Raw genomic sequence first — 16,681 nt, 5'->3', positions numbered from 1 at the left:
CCGGACGTGAAGATCACCCGCACCGTCAAGAAGATCCTGGACAACTACGAGAGCGATTGCCCCGGCACCAAGGCCAATCTGGCCCGCATCCTGATGCATGGCCGCCTCGGCGGCACGGGCAAGATGGTGATCCTCCCCGTCGACCAGGGCTTCGAGCACGGCCCGGCCCGCTCCTTCGCGCCGAACCCCGACGCCTACGATCCGCACTACCACTATCAGCTGGCCATCGACGCCGGCCTCAACGCCTATGCCGCCCCGCTGGGCCCGCTCGAGGCCGGCGCCGACAGCTTCGCGGGCGCCATCCCGACCATCCTCAAGTGCAACTCGGCCAATTCGCTGTCGACCAACAAGGACCAGGCCGTGACGGCCACCGTGGCCGACGCGCTGCGCCTGGGCTGCTCGGCGATCGGCTTCACCATCTATCCGGGTGCCGAAGACCAGTACGAGATGATGGAAGAGATCCGCGAGCTCTCGGCGGAAGCCAAGTCGGTCGGCCTCGCCGTCGTCATGTGGTCCTATCCGCGCGGTGGCAAGCTCGACAAGGCCGGCGAGACGGCGATGGACGTCTGCGCCTACGCCGCCCATATCGCGGCCTTGCTCGGCGCCCACATCATCAAGGTGAAGCCGCCGACCAACGTGCTGTGGCAGCCCGAGGCGAAGGCCGCCTACGAGAAGGCCAACGTCGACATCTCGACGATGGCCGCCCGCATCAAGCACGTGATGCAGGCGACCTTCAACGGCCGCCGCATCGTCGTCTTCTCGGGCGGCGAGGCCAAGGACCTCGAGGGCCTGTTCACCGAAATCCGCAGCCTCCGCGATGGCGGCGCCAACGGCTCGATCATCGGCCGCAACACCTTCCAGCGTCCTCGCGCCGAGGCGCTCGACATGCTCGACAAGATCATCAGCATCTACCAGGGCAAGATGTAAGGACGGCCAGAGAGGCCTGCCTGCAGAGGGCGCTGGGCAACCAGCGCCCTTTTTGTTGGCAGGCGGGGTCACGGATTTCGGAGGAGGACGTGCGATGAAGGATCAGCAGAAGCAGCCTGGGTTGCCCCATGAGACGGAAGTCGACCTGACACCCTCCCGCCTGAGTGCGCAGAAGAATGTCGTGCGCGTGTTCTACAAGGATCTCTGGGACAAGGCCGATCTCTCGCTCGTCCCGCAGATATTCCACCCCGACTTCACCTTTCGCGGCTCGCTCGGGCCCGTGCTGGTCGGTCACCAGCAATTCAGCAACTATGTGAGCTGGCTCACCGACACGCTCGACGACTACACGTCCGACATTCTCGAGCTGATGGAAGAAGGTCACCGCGTTTCGGGCAAGCTGCGCTTCCACGGCATCCATCGCCGGACGCTGTTCGGAGAGCCGCCGACCAACAGCCGCGTCTGGTGGTACGGCGCTCCCATCTTCACGTTCGACGGGCCGCTGGTGCGCGACCTGTGGGTGCTGGGCGACGTCTACGGGCTGCGCTCCCGCCTCGATCCGGCGTGGTCGGAACGCCTGAGCTTCACCCGGGCCGGCGGCGCGAGCTCGTGACCTCGAGCAGGCCGTTGTCGCGAACGTACTTCGCGATTTCCCGCGAGATCAGCTCGTGGGCGGCCTGGTTCGGATGCCCGTCGCCCACGATGTAGAGGTTGGCGCCCTTCTCTCTCTCCCGCTGGAAGGCCTCGGTGAGGTCGAGCAAGTCGATGTCGCCGATGACGCGCGGCAGGGCTTCCGGCGCCGAGTAATAGTTCGTGGGCAGATAGACCACGAGCAGGTTCGCGCCGATCTCGTCGGCCGATCGCTGCATTTCGCGCAGGAGGTAGCCCACGGCCTCTTCCTTCTGCTCGTCGCTCCGCGCGCCGTAGGCGGCCCGGCCATATTCCAAGCGGCCGCGCACCACATCGATGCCATGCAGCAGCCAGGTCACGGGATGCAGGAAGTCGCCGGCAAGGTGCCGCTGGAAGCGCTGCACGCCGTTGCTCTGCGGCGGGGCGATCGACGCTTGCCCCTCGTCGTCCCAGGCGACGTGTGACGCGCTGAAGCAGAACGGATAGTAGGATGGAAGGCACGGCGAGACGTTGCGCTCGAAGTGATGTGCGATGATGCCGTAGACCACGAGCTTCGGCGAGAGATCGCCGTTGCGCCGCAAGAGCTGCAGCGACTGGGTCGTTCCGTAGGCCGCCATCGCGAAGTTCGACACACTGGCTTCGAGCTCGCGTGACAGCAGCCTTGCATAGGTCTGCTCGTTGGCCAGCGCGTAGCCCCAAGTGAACGAGTCGCCGACGACCAGGACGTCGACGCGCTCAGGGCTCTGCAGCCCGGGCTCGTCGACCCGCGCGCCGCGATCGTCGGTATAGATGTCGAAGGCAAAGGTCTTGCGGTCGGCCACGGCGGGGTAGATGCGCCTCGCCTGGGAACTGGGATTGGCGATCGCACCGATCTCGGGATCGAACACCAGGAGACGGTCGCCTTCGGAGATCAGGGGAATGCGCGGGACAGTCAGGTAGCTGGCGATCGCGATCCCGACCAGCAGGCTGGCGGCGGTCGAAACGAGAACCAGAAGAAGGGTCTTGATGACTTTGTTCATGGTTCCTGGCGAGAAGGCTGCCGTCAGTTAGCCCAGGCCGAAGCGCCAGGACAATGGGAGGATTCCCCCAACCCGGCTCTCGACGGGACGCCGGGTTCCGCATACACCACACGAAAATCAGGAAGCCCGTGACCCGTCTCTATCTGATCTCTCCCGCCCGCATCGAGCATCCGGCGATCTTTGCCGACGACCTTCGCGCCGCCCTCGATGGCGGCGACGTCGCGGCCTTCCAGCTGCGGCTGAAGGACGTCTCCGACGAGGCGATCGTCCGCGCCGCCGATACGCTGCGGCCGATCTGCCAGCAGCGCGGTGTCGCCTTCATCATGAATGATCGCCCCGACCTTGCGGTGAAGCTCGATTGCGACGGCGTGCATGTCGGCCAGGAGGATATGCCCTACGCTGAAGCGCGCCGGATCGTGGGGCCTGAGCGCCAGGTCGGCGTCACCTGCAAGGCGTCGCGGCACCTCGCGATGGACGCGGCAGAAGCCGGCGCCGACTACGTGGCTTTCGGCGCCTTCTTCTCCTCCTCCACCAAACCGGTGACGACGCCGGCCGAAATCGAGATCGTCGAATGGTGGAGCGGCCTGATGGAAGTTCCCTGTGTGGCGATCGGCGGCATCACGGTCGAGAACTGCCGGCCGCTCATCGCCGCGGGCGCGGACTTCCTGGCCGTCGCCGGGGGCGTGTGGAGCTACAAGGATGGCCCGGAAGCCGCGGTGCGTGCCTTCAACGAGCTCTTCGCAGCCCACGGATCAGCGGACGGGGAGCCATAGAACGTCCTCGATGTGCGACGCGCCCGTCGCCAGCATCACCAGGCGATCGAAGCCGAGCGCGATGCCGGAGCAATCCGGCAGGCCGTGATCGAGCGCGGCGAGGAAATCGTCGTCGACCGGCCAGCGCACACCGTAAAGTTCGTCCTTCAGGTCCATGTCCGCGGCAAGCCGCGTGCGCTGGACGGCGGGATCGGTGAGTTCGCCAAAGGCATTGGCCAGTTCGACGCCGCAGACATAGAGTTCGAAACGCTCCGCCACTCTCGCATCGCCGGGCTTGGCCCGGGCAAGCGCCGCCATCGAGATCGGATATTCGCAGAGGATGGTCGGCCGGCCCATGCCGAGCTTCGATTCGATTTTCTCGAACATGATTCGGAAGAAGACATCCTCCCAGGTGTCGCCGACATGCATGGCGATGCCCGATGCACCCGCCAGCGCCGCGGCATTGCCGACGGTCGCGAACAGGTCGACCCTGGCGTGGCGGACGAAGGCCTCCGCCACGGTGAGCCGCTCCGGTTCGGCCCGGGGATCGCAGACATGGCCGGCCCAGCGCAGTTCGTCGACGCCGGTAGCGGCCAGCAACGCCTGGCAGTCGGCCATGATGGCCTCGTAGCCCACCCCCGCGCGATACCATTCCAGCATCGTGAATTCGGGATGGTGCAGGGACGAGCCCTCCGCGTTGCGGAACACGCGCGCGAACTGGAAGATCTTCGGCAGGCCGCCGGCCAGGAGCTTCTTCATCGCGAACTCGGGCGAGCTGTGCAGCCAGCGTTCGCGCTCTTCACCGTCGGGCAGTTCCCACTCCGTGGCGAAGCCCGTGAGATGGACCTCGGCGCCGGGCGCCGCCTGCAGGATCGGCGTCTCGACCTCGACGAATCCTTCAGCGGCGAACCACTGCCGTATCGCGGCCTGTATCCGGGTGCGCGTCTGCAGGTGCGGCAGGCGCCGGGCGAGTTTATCGGGGCGCCACTCGGTCATGCCCGACCATCGCACGCGAACGGCGCGGCGTGTAGGGTATCGTCATGACGCCCAAGCAGATCGATGCCTATTGCCGCAAGCTGCCGGCCGCCACACGGAGCGTGCAGTGGGAGGGCGTCACCGTCTTCAAGGTCGGCGGCAAGATGTTCTGCCTGATCGGGCCACCGGGCCACTCCGTCGCGCGGATCAGCTTCAAGTGCCCGCCCGAGCACTACGAGGCGCTTTCGCACGCCAGGGGATTCAAGCCGGCCCCCTATCTCGCCCGCGCGAAATGGGTCGCCCTCGAGGATCCCGCGGTGCTGACACCCGCCGAGACGAGAGCCTATCTGAGGCAGGCGCATGCCGTCATCGCGGCGGGGCTTTCGAAGAAGAAACGGGCCGAATTCGGCCTGAAATAGCGCCGGATCGCCCTGGGCGGGCCGGTTGCGACCCAGGGCTGCCTTTGATAGAAGGCCGCGCCGGCCTCGAACCGCTTCCGCGGACGAGGCCGAATTCCATTCATCCGAGACAGCGGTAAGGCCGGGTAAGCTCATGAAAGTCCAAGTCAACTCCATCCGAGCCGGCAACGTCATCGAGTACAACGGCAAGCTCTGGGTCGCCTCCAAGGTGCAGCATATCAGCCCCGGCAAGGGCGGCGCGTTCGTGGCGATCGAGGCCAAGGCGCTGCGCGAGGGCAACAAGCTGCAGGAACGCTTCCGCTCCGGCGAGACCATCGAGCGCGTCCATATCGACGAACGCGAGTGCACCTACCTGTTCAAGGACGAGAACGGCTTCACGTTCATGGACAAGGAGACCTTCGAGCAGCTCGTGGTCGGCGCCGACGTCCTCGACGACGACCAGTCGCGCTGGCTGCAGGACGGCATGGAAGTGACCGTGTCCCTCTACGAGGGCACGCCGGTCGGCGCAGAGCTGCCCAAGACCGTCGTTCTGGCCGTCACCGAGGCCGACGCCGTCGTGAAGGGTCAGACCGCCTCCTCTTCCTACAAGCCGGCGATCGTCGAGGGTGGCATCCGCGTGATGGTGCCCCCCCATATCGGTGTGGGCACGCGGCTGGTGATCAACACCGAAGAGGGCACCTACATGGAACGCGCCAAGGACTAGGCGCGCACCGTGGCCCTCCCCACCAATCGCCCCCCGCGAGAGACTCCCGTCGCCCGCGTGGGCCGCGCCCCGATGGGCGAGGCTCGCGAGCGCTCAGGCCCGCCCGAGCGCAAATCGCTGGCGCAGCGCTCGGCCACCGTCACCGTCATGATCCGCGCGGCCTTTGCCGCGGCGAAGAACCTCAAGCGCGATTTCGGCGAAGTCGAGCATCTGCAGATCTCCGAGAAGGGCCCCGGCGACTTCGTCAGTCACGCCGACATCAAGGCGGAGCGCACCCTGCGCGCCGAGCTCTCGCGGGTCCGTCCCGACTACGGCTTCCTCGGCGAGGAAGGCGGCGAGACCAAGGGGGACGGCCGCAACCGCTGGATCGTCGATCCGCTCGACGGCACGACCAACTTCCTGCACGGCGTTCCCCACTTCGCCATCTCCATCGCGCTGGAACGCGAGAAAGAGATCGTTGCCGGCGTCATCTACCAGCCGATCTCCGACGAGCTGTTCTGGGCCGAGAAGGGCAACGGCGCCTATATCGACACGCCGAACGCCCGTTCGCGGCGTCTGCGCGTGTCCGGCCGCAAGGAGCCGGCCCGCGCGCTTGTCGGCACCGGTATCCCCCATATCGGCAAGGGTAATCACGCCGCCTATCACGCCAAGCTGGCCGCCGTCACTGAACGCACGGCCGGCGTCCGTCGCTGGGGCGCGGCCGCGCTTGACCTCGCCTTCGTGGCGGCCGGCCGCTACGACGCCTTCTTCGAGTTCGGCCTGGCGCCGTGGGACGTCGCTGCGGGTATCCTCATGGTGCGCGAAGCCGGCGGGCTCGTCGGCGACATTTCCGGTCAGCCCTATGAGCTGGGCGGACCGTCGATCCTCGCCAGCAACTTCGGGCTTCGCGACCCGATGGTCGAGATCCTGTCCAAGGCCTGACGGCCGCGTCCAGTCCGCAGGACCTTGCCGCGAGCGGTTGAGCGCGGGTCGACCATTCGTTATGGTCGATCCGCCAAATCCCTTGGAAAGGCAATTGGTTATGCCCCCCTCTTCGGCCGCTGTCCCCAGCCGCGCCGCCTTTGGTCCCTGCTCCGGCGACGCAGGCTCGCCGGACGGCGGTACGGCGGGCGGAACCGGGATGCAGGGCGCATCCGGGGTGCCACTGGCATGATCTCCCCGCCAACGTCGCGCAGGCATCGGAAGTACGCATGAGTAACCCGCTTCCGTATCTCGTTCGCATGCTTCTGTTCCTGGCGATCGTGGCCTGCATCGCCTACCTGCTCCACCATGACCTGCTGCGTGTGTTCCTGAACACGCCGATCCTCAACAGCGTCATCCTGGGCGTCCTCGCGATCGGCATTTTCTTCGTGATGCGCCAGGTTCTGTCCCTGTGGCCCGAGGTTCGGTGGCTGCGGCGTTTCCAGCATCGCGAGCCCGGCGCCCCGCTGCTCGAGACCGATTCGATCGAACTGATGGCGCCAATGGCCGTCATGATGGGCGACCGCCAGGACAATTTCCGCCTGTCCCCCACGGCGACGCGCGCCATGCTCGACGGCATCGCCAGCCGCCTCGACGAGCGGCGCGAACTCAGCCGCTACATGATCGGCCTGCTGATCTTCCTCGGCCTGCTCGGTACCTTCTGGGGCCTGCTCGAGACGATCGGCGCCGTCGCCGATGCCATCGTCGGCATGCAGGTCACCGGCGGCGATGCCGTCCAGATGTTCGCCAAGCTCAAACAGGGCATCGAGGGCCCGCTCAAGGGCATGTCGACCGCCTTCGGCGCCTCGCTGTTCGGCCTGTCCGGCTCGCTCGTTCTGGGCTTCCTCGAACTGCAGGCCAGCCAGGCCCAAGGCCGCTTCCACACCGAACTGGAGGAGTGGCTGGCGGGCGCCACGCGGCTGTCGAGCGGCACCCTGCAGACCGAAGGTGAACAGGGCGTCTCGGCCTATGTCGAGGCGCTGCTGGAGCGCACCGCCGACGGGCTCGACGATCTCGCCCGTACGCTGCGCCGCAGCGAGGAGGGCCGCGAACAGGCCGCAACGGCAAACGCCACCCTGGTCGAGCGCCTGACGTCCCTGACCGAAAGCATGCGCTCGCAGCAGGCGCTGCTGGCACGCCTGGCCGAGCAGTCGATCGAGCTGCGCGGCACCGTCGCGCGCCTGACCGAGCGCAAACCGGAGGCCGACAGCGAGGCGCTCCTTGCGCACCAGCGCAACCTAGAGGCCGGCCTCAGCCGGCTGATCGATGAGAGCGTACGCAGCCGCACCGCGCTGGCCGACGAGCTGCGCGGCGAGTTTCGCCTGCTCGCCCGCACCATTGCCTCGACGCGCGGCGCGACGCCGGGCGACCACTAGCCGCCATGGCAGCCGCATCCCGCCGTCGCGGAGGAGGTTCGGCCGACTACACCTGGCCGGGCTATGTCGATGCGCTGACGACGCTGCTGATGGTGTTGATCTTCCTGCTGTCGCTGTTCAGCGTCGCGCAGTTCACGCTGACCGACACGCTCAACACACGCGACAGCGCCATCGACGCCCTCAACAAGCAGCTCGGCAATCTCGCCAGCGTGCTTTCGATCGAGCAGGCGGCGAGCGAAGGCCTGAAGCAGGATATCGAGAAGCTCACCCTGCAACTGCGCCAGAACCAGGCCGAACGTGACCGGCTCGGCGCCGACCTTTCCGCCCAGCGCACCGCGTCGGACGCGCTCAAGATCGAGCGCGACCAGCTCACGGAACGCCTGACCTCGATGCTGGCGGAGCGCGACCGGCTGGCCTCCTCGCTCGAGAGTTCCAATAAAGAGGCGGCCGCCAAGGCCGGCGACCTTCAGAAGGAGATCGAACGCCAGCGGCTGGAGCTCACCCGCCTCGCCGCTTCCCTGGCCGCCGCCAACCAGGACAAGGGCAAGCTGTTCGGCGATCTCACGGAAGAGCAGAAACTCAGCGCCGAGCAGAAGGCCGCCGTCGTGCGGCTGACCGCCGAGCTCGCCGCCCTAAAGGGAGAGCTGGCGCGCCTCAGCACCGTTCTCGATGCCGCCGACGCCAAGGCCAAGGAACAGCAGGTGCAGATCGTCGATCTCGGCCAGAAGCTCAACCGGGCGCTGGCCAGCAAGGTCGAGGAGCTGGCGCGCTATCGTTCCGAATTCTTCGGCAAGCTGCGCGAGGCCCTGCGCGGCCAGCGCGACCTCCAGGTCGTGGGCGACCGTTTCGTGTTCCAGTCCGAAGTGCTCTTCGCCTCCGGCTCGGCGAAGCTCCAGGAGAGCGGCGAGAAGCAGCTGGCGAACGTGGCGAAGCGCCTCGTCGAGATCGCCGCCACGATCCCGAAGGAGGTCAACTGGGTGCTCCAGGTCGACGGCCATACCGACAGCAAGGCCATCGCCAGCGCCCAATATCCGTCGAATTGGGAACTCTCCGCCGCCCGCGCCATCGCCGTGGTCAAGTTCCTGCACAGCGAAGGCATCCCGAACGACCGCCTGGTGGCCGCAGGCTACGGCGAGTACCAGCCGCTCTCGTCCACCGACACCGCCCGCAACCGCCGCATCGAGCTCAAGCTGACGAACCGCTGAGCTCATGTCGTCTTGAGCGAAGCGAAGGACCTTGCGGAACGATCATAGGGCTACATAGCTGGCGCTGGATCCTTCGCTTCGCTCAGGATGACAGGACGCGTCGAAGCCTAAAGAAGCCCAAGTCTCTTCAGCTCCGCCGCCATCTCGGCCGGCATGTCGGCGCTGTCGCCGCTCGACAAGTCAGGTGGCGCACGGTCGGGCTCGAGGTAGCGCCAGCCCTGGAAAGCCTTGCAGGCGCGGGGGGCGATTTCGATCAAGGGGCGCTTGAGCTTGATCCGGCAGAACTTCTTGCCGCTGTCCTCGTCGAAATCGTCCTCGAAGCCGACCAGCTCCTGCCGGCAGCGGATGACGCCGCGCACCACCCAGTAGAGCGAGCCGCCCAGCAGATCTTCGGCTCGCCGCGGCGAGTTGCGGGTGTAGACCCAGTGCGGCGAGCGCGCCGACTGCCCGCGCTCCTGGCGACGCGCCGCCTGGACCTTCTTCATGTGGGCGAGATCGTCGATGCCGACCGCGAGCTTGATGAGATGCAACGCCATCGCCTGCGCTTAGTACGTGACCGGTCCCCTGCTCAAGCCCGCCTATCCACAGCGTGACCTTCCCGCCACAGGCTGCGAGAATTGCCGACCGGATTTCAGACTCCACACTGTCTGCACAATCCAAGCTCTATTGTCCGGTCGCTTTTTGCGGGGGTTCTCATGAATCGATCGACGCTGGCTGCCGTGGTTGTGGCCCTGATGCTGGGCTCCGGCATTGCGGGTTACCTGATCGGGAGACCGGGCGATTCCGTCGACCGGGCCGTGCCGGCGACGACGGCATCCACGACGCCTCCCGCCACGGCGCCTGCCACCCCGCCTCCGGCTTCGACCCCACCGGCGGGCCAGACGGCACAATCGGCCGCGCCCGCGCCGATCGCCCCGCCGCCGGCGTCGCCCTCCGATCCCTTCTCCTTCCGGCGCGTCGGCGTCGATTCGAGCCGCAGCGAAGCGGAAGCCTGCCTCGCCTTCAACAAGCCGCTGGCCACCGGCGACGTGAAGTACGGCGACTTCATCCGCATCGAGCCCGAAGCCAAGACCGCACTCCGCACCGTCGACGACCGGCTGTGCATCGCCGGCCTCACCTACGGCCAGGACTACACGGTGAAGCTGCTGGCGGGCTTTCCGGGGCGCGATGGCGAGAAGCTGCGCAGCGAGCAGAGCGTGAGCGTGGCGCTGGGGGCCCGTCCCGCCGTGGTCACGCTGCCGGGCAAGGGTTTCATCCTGCCGCGCGGCAGCGCCGCAGGGTTGCCTGTCACGACCATCAACGTCTCCAAGGTCGGCATCTCGGTCTACCGGGTGAACGAGCGCGGCATCGATCGCTTCTCCGCCGACCGCTCCTACGACGTCTCCTTTCCAGGCTCCGAGCCGATCACCGAACCCTGGTCGCTGCGCAGCTGGTTGAACGGCAGCAACGGCGCCGAGCAGTGGAGCGGCACGATGGAAGTGCGCAACGTGCCCAACCAGGCCGTCGTCACCGCCTTCCCGATCCGCGAGACCATCCAGGACTGGAAGCCCGGCGCCTATTTCGTCGTCGTGTGGAATGCCGCCAAGCCGCCGGCGCGTGACTATGACGACGACGAGTCGACCAGCGGCGCCGCAGCCGGCCTGTGGGTGATCGACACCGACATCGGCCTCACCTCCTTCAGCGGCGACGACGGGCTGAACGTCTTCGCGCGCTCGCTGCAAACCGCCCAGCCGCTGGCCGGCATCGAGGTCACCGTCCTGTCGCGCGGCAACGAGCCGATCGGCAAGGTGGTGACGGGGGCCGACGGTCGCGCCACGTTCGCGGCCGGGCTGCTCAAGGGCACCGGCGCGGCGGAAGCGGTCGCCATCATGGCGCAGGATCCGGCAAAGAAGGAATTCTCGCGCCTCGAACTCACCAAGTCGGCCTTCGACCTGTCCGACCGCGGCGTCGACGGCCGGCCGCAGCCGGGCCCGGTCGATGCCTTCCTCTACACCGAGCGCGGCATCTACCGCCCGGGCGAGACCGTGCAGCTCATGGCGCTGATGCGCGACGACGCAGCCAACGCGCTCTCGAACCTGCCCGTCACCCTGATCGTGAAGCGGCCGGACGGCAGCGAGTTCACCCGCTTCACCCACGGCCTGCAGGGCTCAGGCGCGATCGCCCAGACCATCGACCTGCCGAAATCGTCGCGTCGCGGTCGCTGGTCGGTCGCCGCCCACATCGACCCCAAGGGCGCGCCCGTCGGCCGGGCCGAGTTCTCGGTCGAAGATTTCGTGCCCGAGAAGCTCAAGATCGAGCTGACGTCCGACGAGCCGATCATCCGGCCGGGGAGCGTGAATCGCTTCGTCCTCTCGGCTGATTTTCTATACGGCGCGCCGGCTTCCGATCTCGCAGTCGAAGGCGACATGCGCATCACGGTCGACGATGTGCCGTTCCCGGCCTTCGCCAAGTACCGGTTCGGACCGGAGGACGATCGCGAGAAGTTCGAGCCGCCCTTCATCGAGCTCAAGGGCGAGAATACCGACCCGGCCGGCAAGTCGAGCCTCGAATGGGCGGGTGACCTGGCCAAGGAGACGGTCCTGCCGCTGCGCGCCCAGATCCAGGCGCGCGTCTTCGAGCCGGGCGGCGGCCGCGCGACCAAGACCGAGAAGGTCATGCCCGTGCGCACCCGCGACACCTATATCGGTGTCCGCCCGACCTTCGAGGGCCGCTATTCCCGCGAGGGTGTCGACACCGAGTTCGACATCGTGGCGGTCGACGCGGCCGGCACGCAGATCGCGCGGCCTTCGGTCGAGTACCGGATCGAGCGCATCATCTACGCCTATCAGTGGTTCCAGGTCGACGGCCGCTGGCGCTGGCAATCGGTCACGAACACGCGGCTGCTGACGGCCGACAAGGTGACCTTGAAGGCCGACACGCCGACCCGTCTCTCGCAAAGGCTGGACTGGGGTCAGCACAAGCTCACCATCATCGACAACGAGAAGAAGACCTCGACCAGCCTCACCTTCTACGTCGGCTGGTACGGCGGCACGGGCACCGAGGAGGCGCCCGATACGCTGCGCGTCGCCAGCGACAAACAGAACTATGCGCCGGGCGACACGGCCCGCCTGCGCATCGAGGCGCCGTTCGCCGGCGAGGCGCTGATCGCCATCGCCACCGACCGCATCGTCTCCACCCAGTCGGTGCAGGTGCCGGCCGGCGGGACGACCGTCGACATTCCGGTGAAGGGCGAATGGGGGGCCGGCGCCTACGCGCTGGTCACGGCCTGGCGGCCGCTGGCGGCCCCGGCCGAACGCACCCCCACGCGCGCAATCGGCGCGACCTGGATCGGCCTCAACCCGGCCCTGCGCACGCTCGGCATCCAGATCGGCACGCCGGAGAAGATCACACCGCGGCAGCGCATCGAGGTGCCGTTGAAGGTGTCCAACCTGCAGGCCGGGCAGGAAGCCTTCGTCACCCTCGCCGCGGTCGACGAGGGCATCCTGCAGCTCACCCGCTACAAGACGCCCAATCCCGCGGACCACTATTTCGGCAAGCGCCGCCTCGGGGTTTCCATGCGCGACGACTACGGCCGCCTGCTCGACACGCGCGCCGACGAACTCGGCCGCATCCGGGCCGGCGGCGACGCCGGCGAGATCGGCGGGCTCGACATCGTGCCGACGCGCACCGTCTCGCTGTTCAGCGGTCCGGTGAAGCTCGACGACAAGGGCGAGGCGAAGATCGCCTTCGACATCCCCGACTTCATCGGCCAGCTCCGCCTGATGGCGGTCGCCTACGACAAGACCCGTGTCGGCTCGGGCGAGCAGCGCCTGTTCGTGCGCGATGCCGTCACCGCCGACGTCGTGCTGCCGCGCTTCCTCGCGCCGAAGGATCTCGGGCGGGTGGCGCTGTCGCTGCACAATGTCGACGGCCAGGCGGGCGATTACCGCGTGACGCTGACCGCCAGCGGCTCGGTTTCGCTCGAACGCCCGGTCGCAGAGACCAAGCGTCTCGCCGCCAACCAGCGCGAGCTGCTGACCTGGCCGCTGCGGGCCGGCGAGGCCGGGTTCGGCAAGGTCACGGTCGCCGTCCAGGGACCGGGCAACTTCTCCGTCCAGCGCGAATGGGACATCCAGGTGCGGCCGGCTCAGACGCCCAGCGCCGTCGACACCGTAACGCGCCTCGGAGCGGGCAACGAAGCCACGGTCGACCGCAACGTGATCGCGTCCTTCGCGCCCGGTACGGCGCAGGTCAGCGCCTCGCTCACGCGCATTCCCGGCATCGACGTTGCAGGACTGTTGCGCTCGCTCGACAAGTATCCGTTCGGCTGCATCGAGCAGACGACCAGCCGCGCCATGCCCCTGCTCTACTACAACGACGTTGCGCTGCTCGGATACGGACCCACCGATCCGCGCATCAACGACCGCGTGCAGGACGCGGTCTATCGCATCGTAGACATGCAGCTGCCTGATGGTTCGTTCGGCATGTGGGGACCCTTCTCCACGCCGGCGGCGGAATGGCTGCAGACCTACGTGCTCGACTTCCTGGTGCGCGCGAACCAGCAGCAGATGGCCGTGCCTTCCGCGTCGCTGCAGCGGGCGCTGGGCTGGCTCAACAAGACCGCCGACAAGTTCTCGCCCAACGCCCAGGCGTATGCATGGTACGTGCTGGCGAAGTCGGGCTACGCCGATCCCGGCCGCGTCCGCTACTTCCAGGACACGAAGGCCGCCGAGATGAAGGGCGGCATCGCCTGGGCGATGCTGGCCGCGGCGCTGAACCAGGTGGGCGAACCGGGACGCGGCCGCCTCGCCTTTGCGCTGGCCCGCCAGCGGATCGACGAACGCGACCCGTCCGATTATTACGGCTCGCCGCTGCGCAACCGCGCCGCCCTCGTCACGCTCGCGGTCGAGGCGGGCGGACGCGACGCCCTCACCGAGGTGACGAGCCTGGTGGGCGAAAGGCTTGCCGCATCGATCGGGCTCACCACCACGCAGGAACAAGCGTGGCTGGTCATGGCAGCCCGGGCGATGAGCGGTAGCGCCCAACTCGCCTATTCGGTGGACGGCCAGCAGCGCCAGGCGGCTGCCGAACCGGTGACGATCAACCCCGACGCGGCCGCCCTCGCGCGCGGCCTCAAGCTGCGCAACGACACCGACCGTCCGATCTGGATGCAGGTGACGGCGCGCGGCGTGCCGGTCGATCCGCAGCCTGCGGCGACGGCCGGCATCAGCGTCCAGCGCGAGTTCCTGAAGTTCAACGGCGATCCTGCTTCACTGGGACAGGTCGTGCAGAACGAGCGCTTCATCGTCTCGATCTCCGGCCGCAACCTGGAGGGCGGTTACCATGAGGTGGCGCTGCTCGACCTGCTGCCGGCCGGCTTCGAGATCGAAGCGGTGCTGAACGACGAGACGGCGAAGTCCTTCCCGTTCCTGCCCGACATCACCGAGACCCGCATTGCCGAGGCACGCGACGACCGCTTCTTTGCGTCCTTCAACATGGGGACCCGGCCCTACCAGACCTGGTGGGATTCCTCGGCGAAGAACCCGAACTCCTATCACGTCGCCTACATCGTTCGCGCCGTGACGCCCGGCACCTATGCCGTCCCGGCAACGAACGTGTCCGACATGTATGCGCCGCGGGTCGTCGGCCGAACCGCGATGCGTACGCTGACGATCGTTCCGGCGGGAACGAAGTAGGCACCATGCGCCTCAGGCCTCTGCTGGCCAGCCTCGCCGTCGCCGCCACGACCTTGGCAGCGACGGCGCTGACGCTCGACCGAAACTTCCCGCCCGACCTGTCGCGCTATCACGACCGGTCGACCGAGGTGGTCGACGCCAACGGCCGGCTGCTGCGCGCATTCACGACGGCCGACGGCAAGTGGCGGCTCAAGACGTCGGTCGACGATGTCGATCCGCTCTATCTCGGCCTGCTCAAGGCCTACGAGGATCGCCGCTTCGATTCTCACTGGGGCGTCGATCCCTTGGCGGCCGTGCGCGCGGCCCGCCAGCTCGCCGAGCGCGGCCGCATCGTCTCGGGCGCCTCGACTCTGTCCATGCAGGCCGCCCGGCTGCTCGATCCCCGCCCGCGCAGCTTCACGACGAAGGCCATCCAGTCGGCCCGCGCACTCCAGCTTGAGTGGCGTTACTCGAAGCGCGAAGTGCTGGCGATCTACCTGACGCTGGCCCCGATGGGCGGCAACCTCGAAGGCGTGCGCGCCGCCTCGCTGGCCTATTTCGGCAAGGAACCGCGCCAGCTCAGCGCCGCCGAGGCCGCGCTGCTGGTAGCCATCCCCCAGTCGCCCGAGCGGCGACGCCCCGACCGCGCGTCTCCCGTGGCGCAGGCGGCGCGCGACCGCGTGCTGGAACGCGGAGTAGAGCACGGCGTGATCGATGCGCCACTCCTCGAGATGGCGCGCAGCCGCCCCGCGCCCGACCGCCGGCTCGCGATGCCGATGCAGGCCCCGCATCTCGCGACTTGGCTGGCCGGCCAGTCGCCCGGCACCACCGTGCCGACCACGCTGCGCTACGAGCTGCAGCAGTCGCTCGCCCAGATGGTGCACGAGGAAAGGCGCCCGCTCGGCGACGGCGCCGAGATCGCCATGGTCGTGCTCGACAACAGGACCGGCGGCGTCGTGGCCTGGCTGGGCGGCGACAATTTCTTCGGCCGCGCCGGTCAGGTCGACCTCGTGCGCGCCCGCCGCTCGCCGGGCTCGGCGCTGAAGCCCTTGATCTACGCCATGGCCTTCGACGACCGCACCCTGCATCCCGAGACCCTGGTCGAGGATGTGCCGGTGCGCTTCCGCGACTGGCTGCCACGCAACTTCGATCGCGACCATCAGGGCGCGGTGACGGTGCGCCGCGCCCTGCAGCAATCCCTGAACGTTCCAGCCGTGCTGGCGCTGGAGAAGGTTGGCCCGCAGCGCTTCCTCTCCACCCTGCGCACCGCCGGCGTCGCCCCCGGCCTGCCGCCGGGCGACAACGGCAATTCGCTGGGCGTGGCGCTCGGAAGCGCCACGATCTCACCGATCGAGATGGCAGGACTCTATTCGGGCCTGGCCAATGGCGGCAGCTTCGCGCCGCCCCAGGTCCGCCGCGACCGGCCGAAGCCGCAGCCACTCCGCCTCATCGGACCGACCGCCGCCTGGTACGTCTCGGACGTGCTGACCGAAGCGCCGCTGCCCGAAGGCTTCGCCTCCCTGCCCGTCGCCCTGCGCGAACGCCGCATCGCCTTCAAGACCGGCACGTCGGCCGGCTACCGCGACGCCTGGGCGGCCGGCTACAGCGCCAACTGGACAGTGGTGGTGTGGGTCGGTCACGCCGACGGCACGCCGCGCCCGGGCCAACTCGGCCGGCTCTCGGCGCTGCCCATCCTGTTCAAGGCCTATGGCCGCCTGCCCGGCGAGGACAATCGCGCGATCAGACCGCCCGCCGACGCAATCAAGGTCGCGTCGCATCGCGAGCTGCCGCCGCGCATGCGCACCCTCGCGCCCTACAGCGAGACCAGCGGCGGCCCGCGTATCGCCTATCCGCCGGCCGATGCCCGCATCGAACTGGCCGCCCGCGAGGCCGTCCCCCTGAACGCCATGGGCGGCCAGGGCCGCCTGCGCTGGCTGGTCGACGGCCGCCCGCTGGAGGGCACGCAGTGGGTGCCTGACGCTGCCGGTACCGCCCGCCTCGCCGTGGTCGACGAAGCCGGCCGCTCGACCTCGGTGACCGTCAGGATCGTACAGCGGCAATAGA

At 68.0% G+C, this 16,681-nt stretch carries 13 protein-coding genes; 10 read left to right on the top strand and 3 right to left on the bottom strand.

The window, feature by feature from the left end; translation table 11 throughout:
* The first annotated feature begins 6 nt into the window (after positions 1–6).
* Positions 7–927, top strand: coding sequence for a class I fructose-bisphosphate aldolase (locus tag ACQY78_RS26420; RefSeq protein WP_428680901.1), 921 nt, complete (start codon positions 7–9; stop codon positions 925–927).
* A gap of 94 nt (positions 928–1,021) precedes the next feature.
* The gene (locus ACQY78_RS26415) at positions 1,022–1,537 is read left to right on the top strand and encodes an ester cyclase (RefSeq protein ID WP_428680899.1); all 516 of its coding nucleotides are present in this window, start codon (positions 1,022–1,024) and stop codon (positions 1,535–1,537) included.
* Here the strand turns inward: ACQY78_RS26415 and ACQY78_RS26410 are convergent.
* Positions 1,509–2,573: a hypothetical protein gene (locus tag ACQY78_RS26410; protein WP_428680897.1), complete on the bottom strand. Its 1,065-nt coding sequence runs from the start codon at positions 2,571–2,573 to the stop codon at positions 1,509–1,511. The genes ACQY78_RS26415 and ACQY78_RS26410 overlap by 29 nt on opposite strands.
* Before the next feature lie 128 nt (positions 2,574–2,701).
* On the opposite strand from ACQY78_RS26410, the gene thiE reads away from it, so the two are divergent.
* Positions 2,702–3,346, top strand: coding sequence for a thiamine phosphate synthase (gene thiE, locus ACQY78_RS26405; RefSeq protein WP_428680895.1), 645 nt, complete (start codon positions 2,702–2,704; stop codon positions 3,344–3,346).
* On the opposite strand, the gene epmA is transcribed toward thiE, so the two are convergent.
* Entirely contained in the window at positions 3,326–4,321 is a 996-nt protein-coding gene (epmA, locus tag ACQY78_RS26400) for an EF-P lysine aminoacylase EpmA (RefSeq protein ID WP_428680893.1), read from the bottom strand. The genes thiE and epmA overlap by 21 nt on opposite strands.
* Positions 4,322–4,365: 44 nt before the next feature.
* On the opposite strand from epmA, the gene ACQY78_RS26395 reads away from it, so the two are divergent.
* The 5 genes from ACQY78_RS26395 (at position 4,366) to ACQY78_RS26375 (ending at position 8,963) form a co-directional block, all read left to right on the top strand.
* A complete protein-coding gene (locus tag ACQY78_RS26395) occupies positions 4,366–4,719 on the top strand; it encodes an MmcQ/YjbR family DNA-binding protein (RefSeq protein WP_428680891.1) in 354 nt (117 codons plus the stop codon).
* A 133-nt stretch (positions 4,720–4,852) separates the two neighbouring features.
* Complete coding sequence (gene efp / locus ACQY78_RS26390; RefSeq protein ID WP_428680889.1) at positions 4,853–5,422, top strand: elongation factor P; 570 nt, start codon at positions 4,853–4,855, stop codon at positions 5,420–5,422.
* Positions 5,423–5,494: 72 nt separating this feature from the next.
* The gene (locus ACQY78_RS26385) at positions 5,495–6,343 is read left to right on the top strand and encodes an inositol monophosphatase family protein (protein ID WP_428686511.1); all 849 of its coding nucleotides are present in this window, start codon (positions 5,495–5,497) and stop codon (positions 6,341–6,343) included.
* Between the two features lie 269 nt (positions 6,344–6,612).
* The gene (locus ACQY78_RS26380; protein WP_428680887.1) at positions 6,613–7,758 is read left to right on the top strand and encodes a flagellar motor protein MotA; all 1,146 of its coding nucleotides are present in this window, start codon (positions 6,613–6,615) and stop codon (positions 7,756–7,758) included.
* A gap of 5 nt (positions 7,759–7,763) precedes the next feature.
* The gene (locus ACQY78_RS26375) at positions 7,764–8,963 is read left to right on the top strand and encodes a peptidoglycan -binding protein (protein WP_428680885.1); all 1,200 of its coding nucleotides are present in this window, start codon (positions 7,764–7,766) and stop codon (positions 8,961–8,963) included.
* Positions 8,964–9,070: 107 nt separating this feature from the next.
* Here ACQY78_RS26375 and ACQY78_RS26370 read toward each other — a convergent pair whose 3' ends face one another.
* On the bottom strand, positions 9,071–9,499 hold the full coding sequence (locus ACQY78_RS26370) for a DUF1489 family protein (RefSeq protein ID WP_428680883.1): 429 nt from the start codon (positions 9,497–9,499) through the stop codon (positions 9,071–9,073).
* Between the two features lie 159 nt (positions 9,500–9,658).
* Between ACQY78_RS26370 and ACQY78_RS26365 the strand changes: the two genes are divergently transcribed.
* Both ACQY78_RS26365 and pbpC read left to right on the top strand, forming a co-directional pair.
* Entirely contained in the window at positions 9,659–14,638 is a 4,980-nt protein-coding gene (locus ACQY78_RS26365; RefSeq protein ID WP_428680881.1) for an alpha-2-macroglobulin family protein, read from the top strand.
* 5 nt (positions 14,639–14,643) lie between these two features.
* A complete protein-coding gene (pbpC, locus tag ACQY78_RS26360; RefSeq protein WP_428680879.1) occupies positions 14,644–16,680 on the top strand; it encodes a penicillin-binding protein 1C in 2,037 nt (678 codons plus the stop codon).
* Position 16,681 lies beyond the last annotated feature (1 nt).

The sequence above is a fragment of the Reyranella sp. genome (genome assembly GCF_965279625.1).
Taxonomy (GTDB): Bacteria; Pseudomonadota; Alphaproteobacteria; order Reyranellales; family Reyranellaceae; genus Reyranella.
This window is presented reverse-complemented; position numbering and strand designations above follow the sequence as displayed.

What these genes read in the sequence shown, in the direction of transcription:
- ACQY78_RS26385 (WP_428686511.1), top strand. Translation starts at nt 5,495, where the DNA reads ATGGGCGAGGCTCGCGAGCGCTCAGGCCCGCCCGAGCGCAAATCGCTG.
- ACQY78_RS26395 (WP_428680891.1), top strand. Translation starts at nt 4,366, where the DNA reads ATGACGCCCAAGCAGATCGATGCCTATTGCCGCAAGCTGCCGGCCGCC.
- efp (WP_428680889.1), top strand. Translation starts at nt 4,853, where the DNA reads ATGAAAGTCCAAGTCAACTCCATCCGAGCCGGCAACGTCATCGAGTAC.
- ACQY78_RS26370 (WP_428680883.1), bottom strand. Translation starts at nt 9,499, where the DNA reads ATGGCGTTGCATCTCATCAAGCTCGCGGTCGGCATCGACGATCTCGCC.
- ACQY78_RS26380 (WP_428680887.1), top strand. Translation starts at nt 6,613, where the DNA reads ATGAGTAACCCGCTTCCGTATCTCGTTCGCATGCTTCTGTTCCTGGCG.
- ACQY78_RS26415 (WP_428680899.1), top strand. Translation starts at nt 1,022, where the DNA reads ATGAAGGATCAGCAGAAGCAGCCTGGGTTGCCCCATGAGACGGAAGTC.
- epmA (WP_428680893.1), bottom strand. Translation starts at nt 4,321, where the DNA reads ATGACCGAGTGGCGCCCCGATAAACTCGCCCGGCGCCTGCCGCACCTG.
- ACQY78_RS26375 (WP_428680885.1), top strand. Translation starts at nt 7,764, where the DNA reads ATGGCAGCCGCATCCCGCCGTCGCGGAGGAGGTTCGGCCGACTACACC.
- ACQY78_RS26365 (WP_428680881.1), top strand. Translation starts at nt 9,659, where the DNA reads ATGAATCGATCGACGCTGGCTGCCGTGGTTGTGGCCCTGATGCTGGGC.
- ACQY78_RS26410 (WP_428680897.1), bottom strand. Translation starts at nt 2,573, where the DNA reads ATGAACAAAGTCATCAAGACCCTTCTTCTGGTTCTCGTTTCGACCGCC.
- pbpC (WP_428680879.1), top strand. Translation starts at nt 14,644, where the DNA reads ATGCGCCTCAGGCCTCTGCTGGCCAGCCTCGCCGTCGCCGCCACGACC.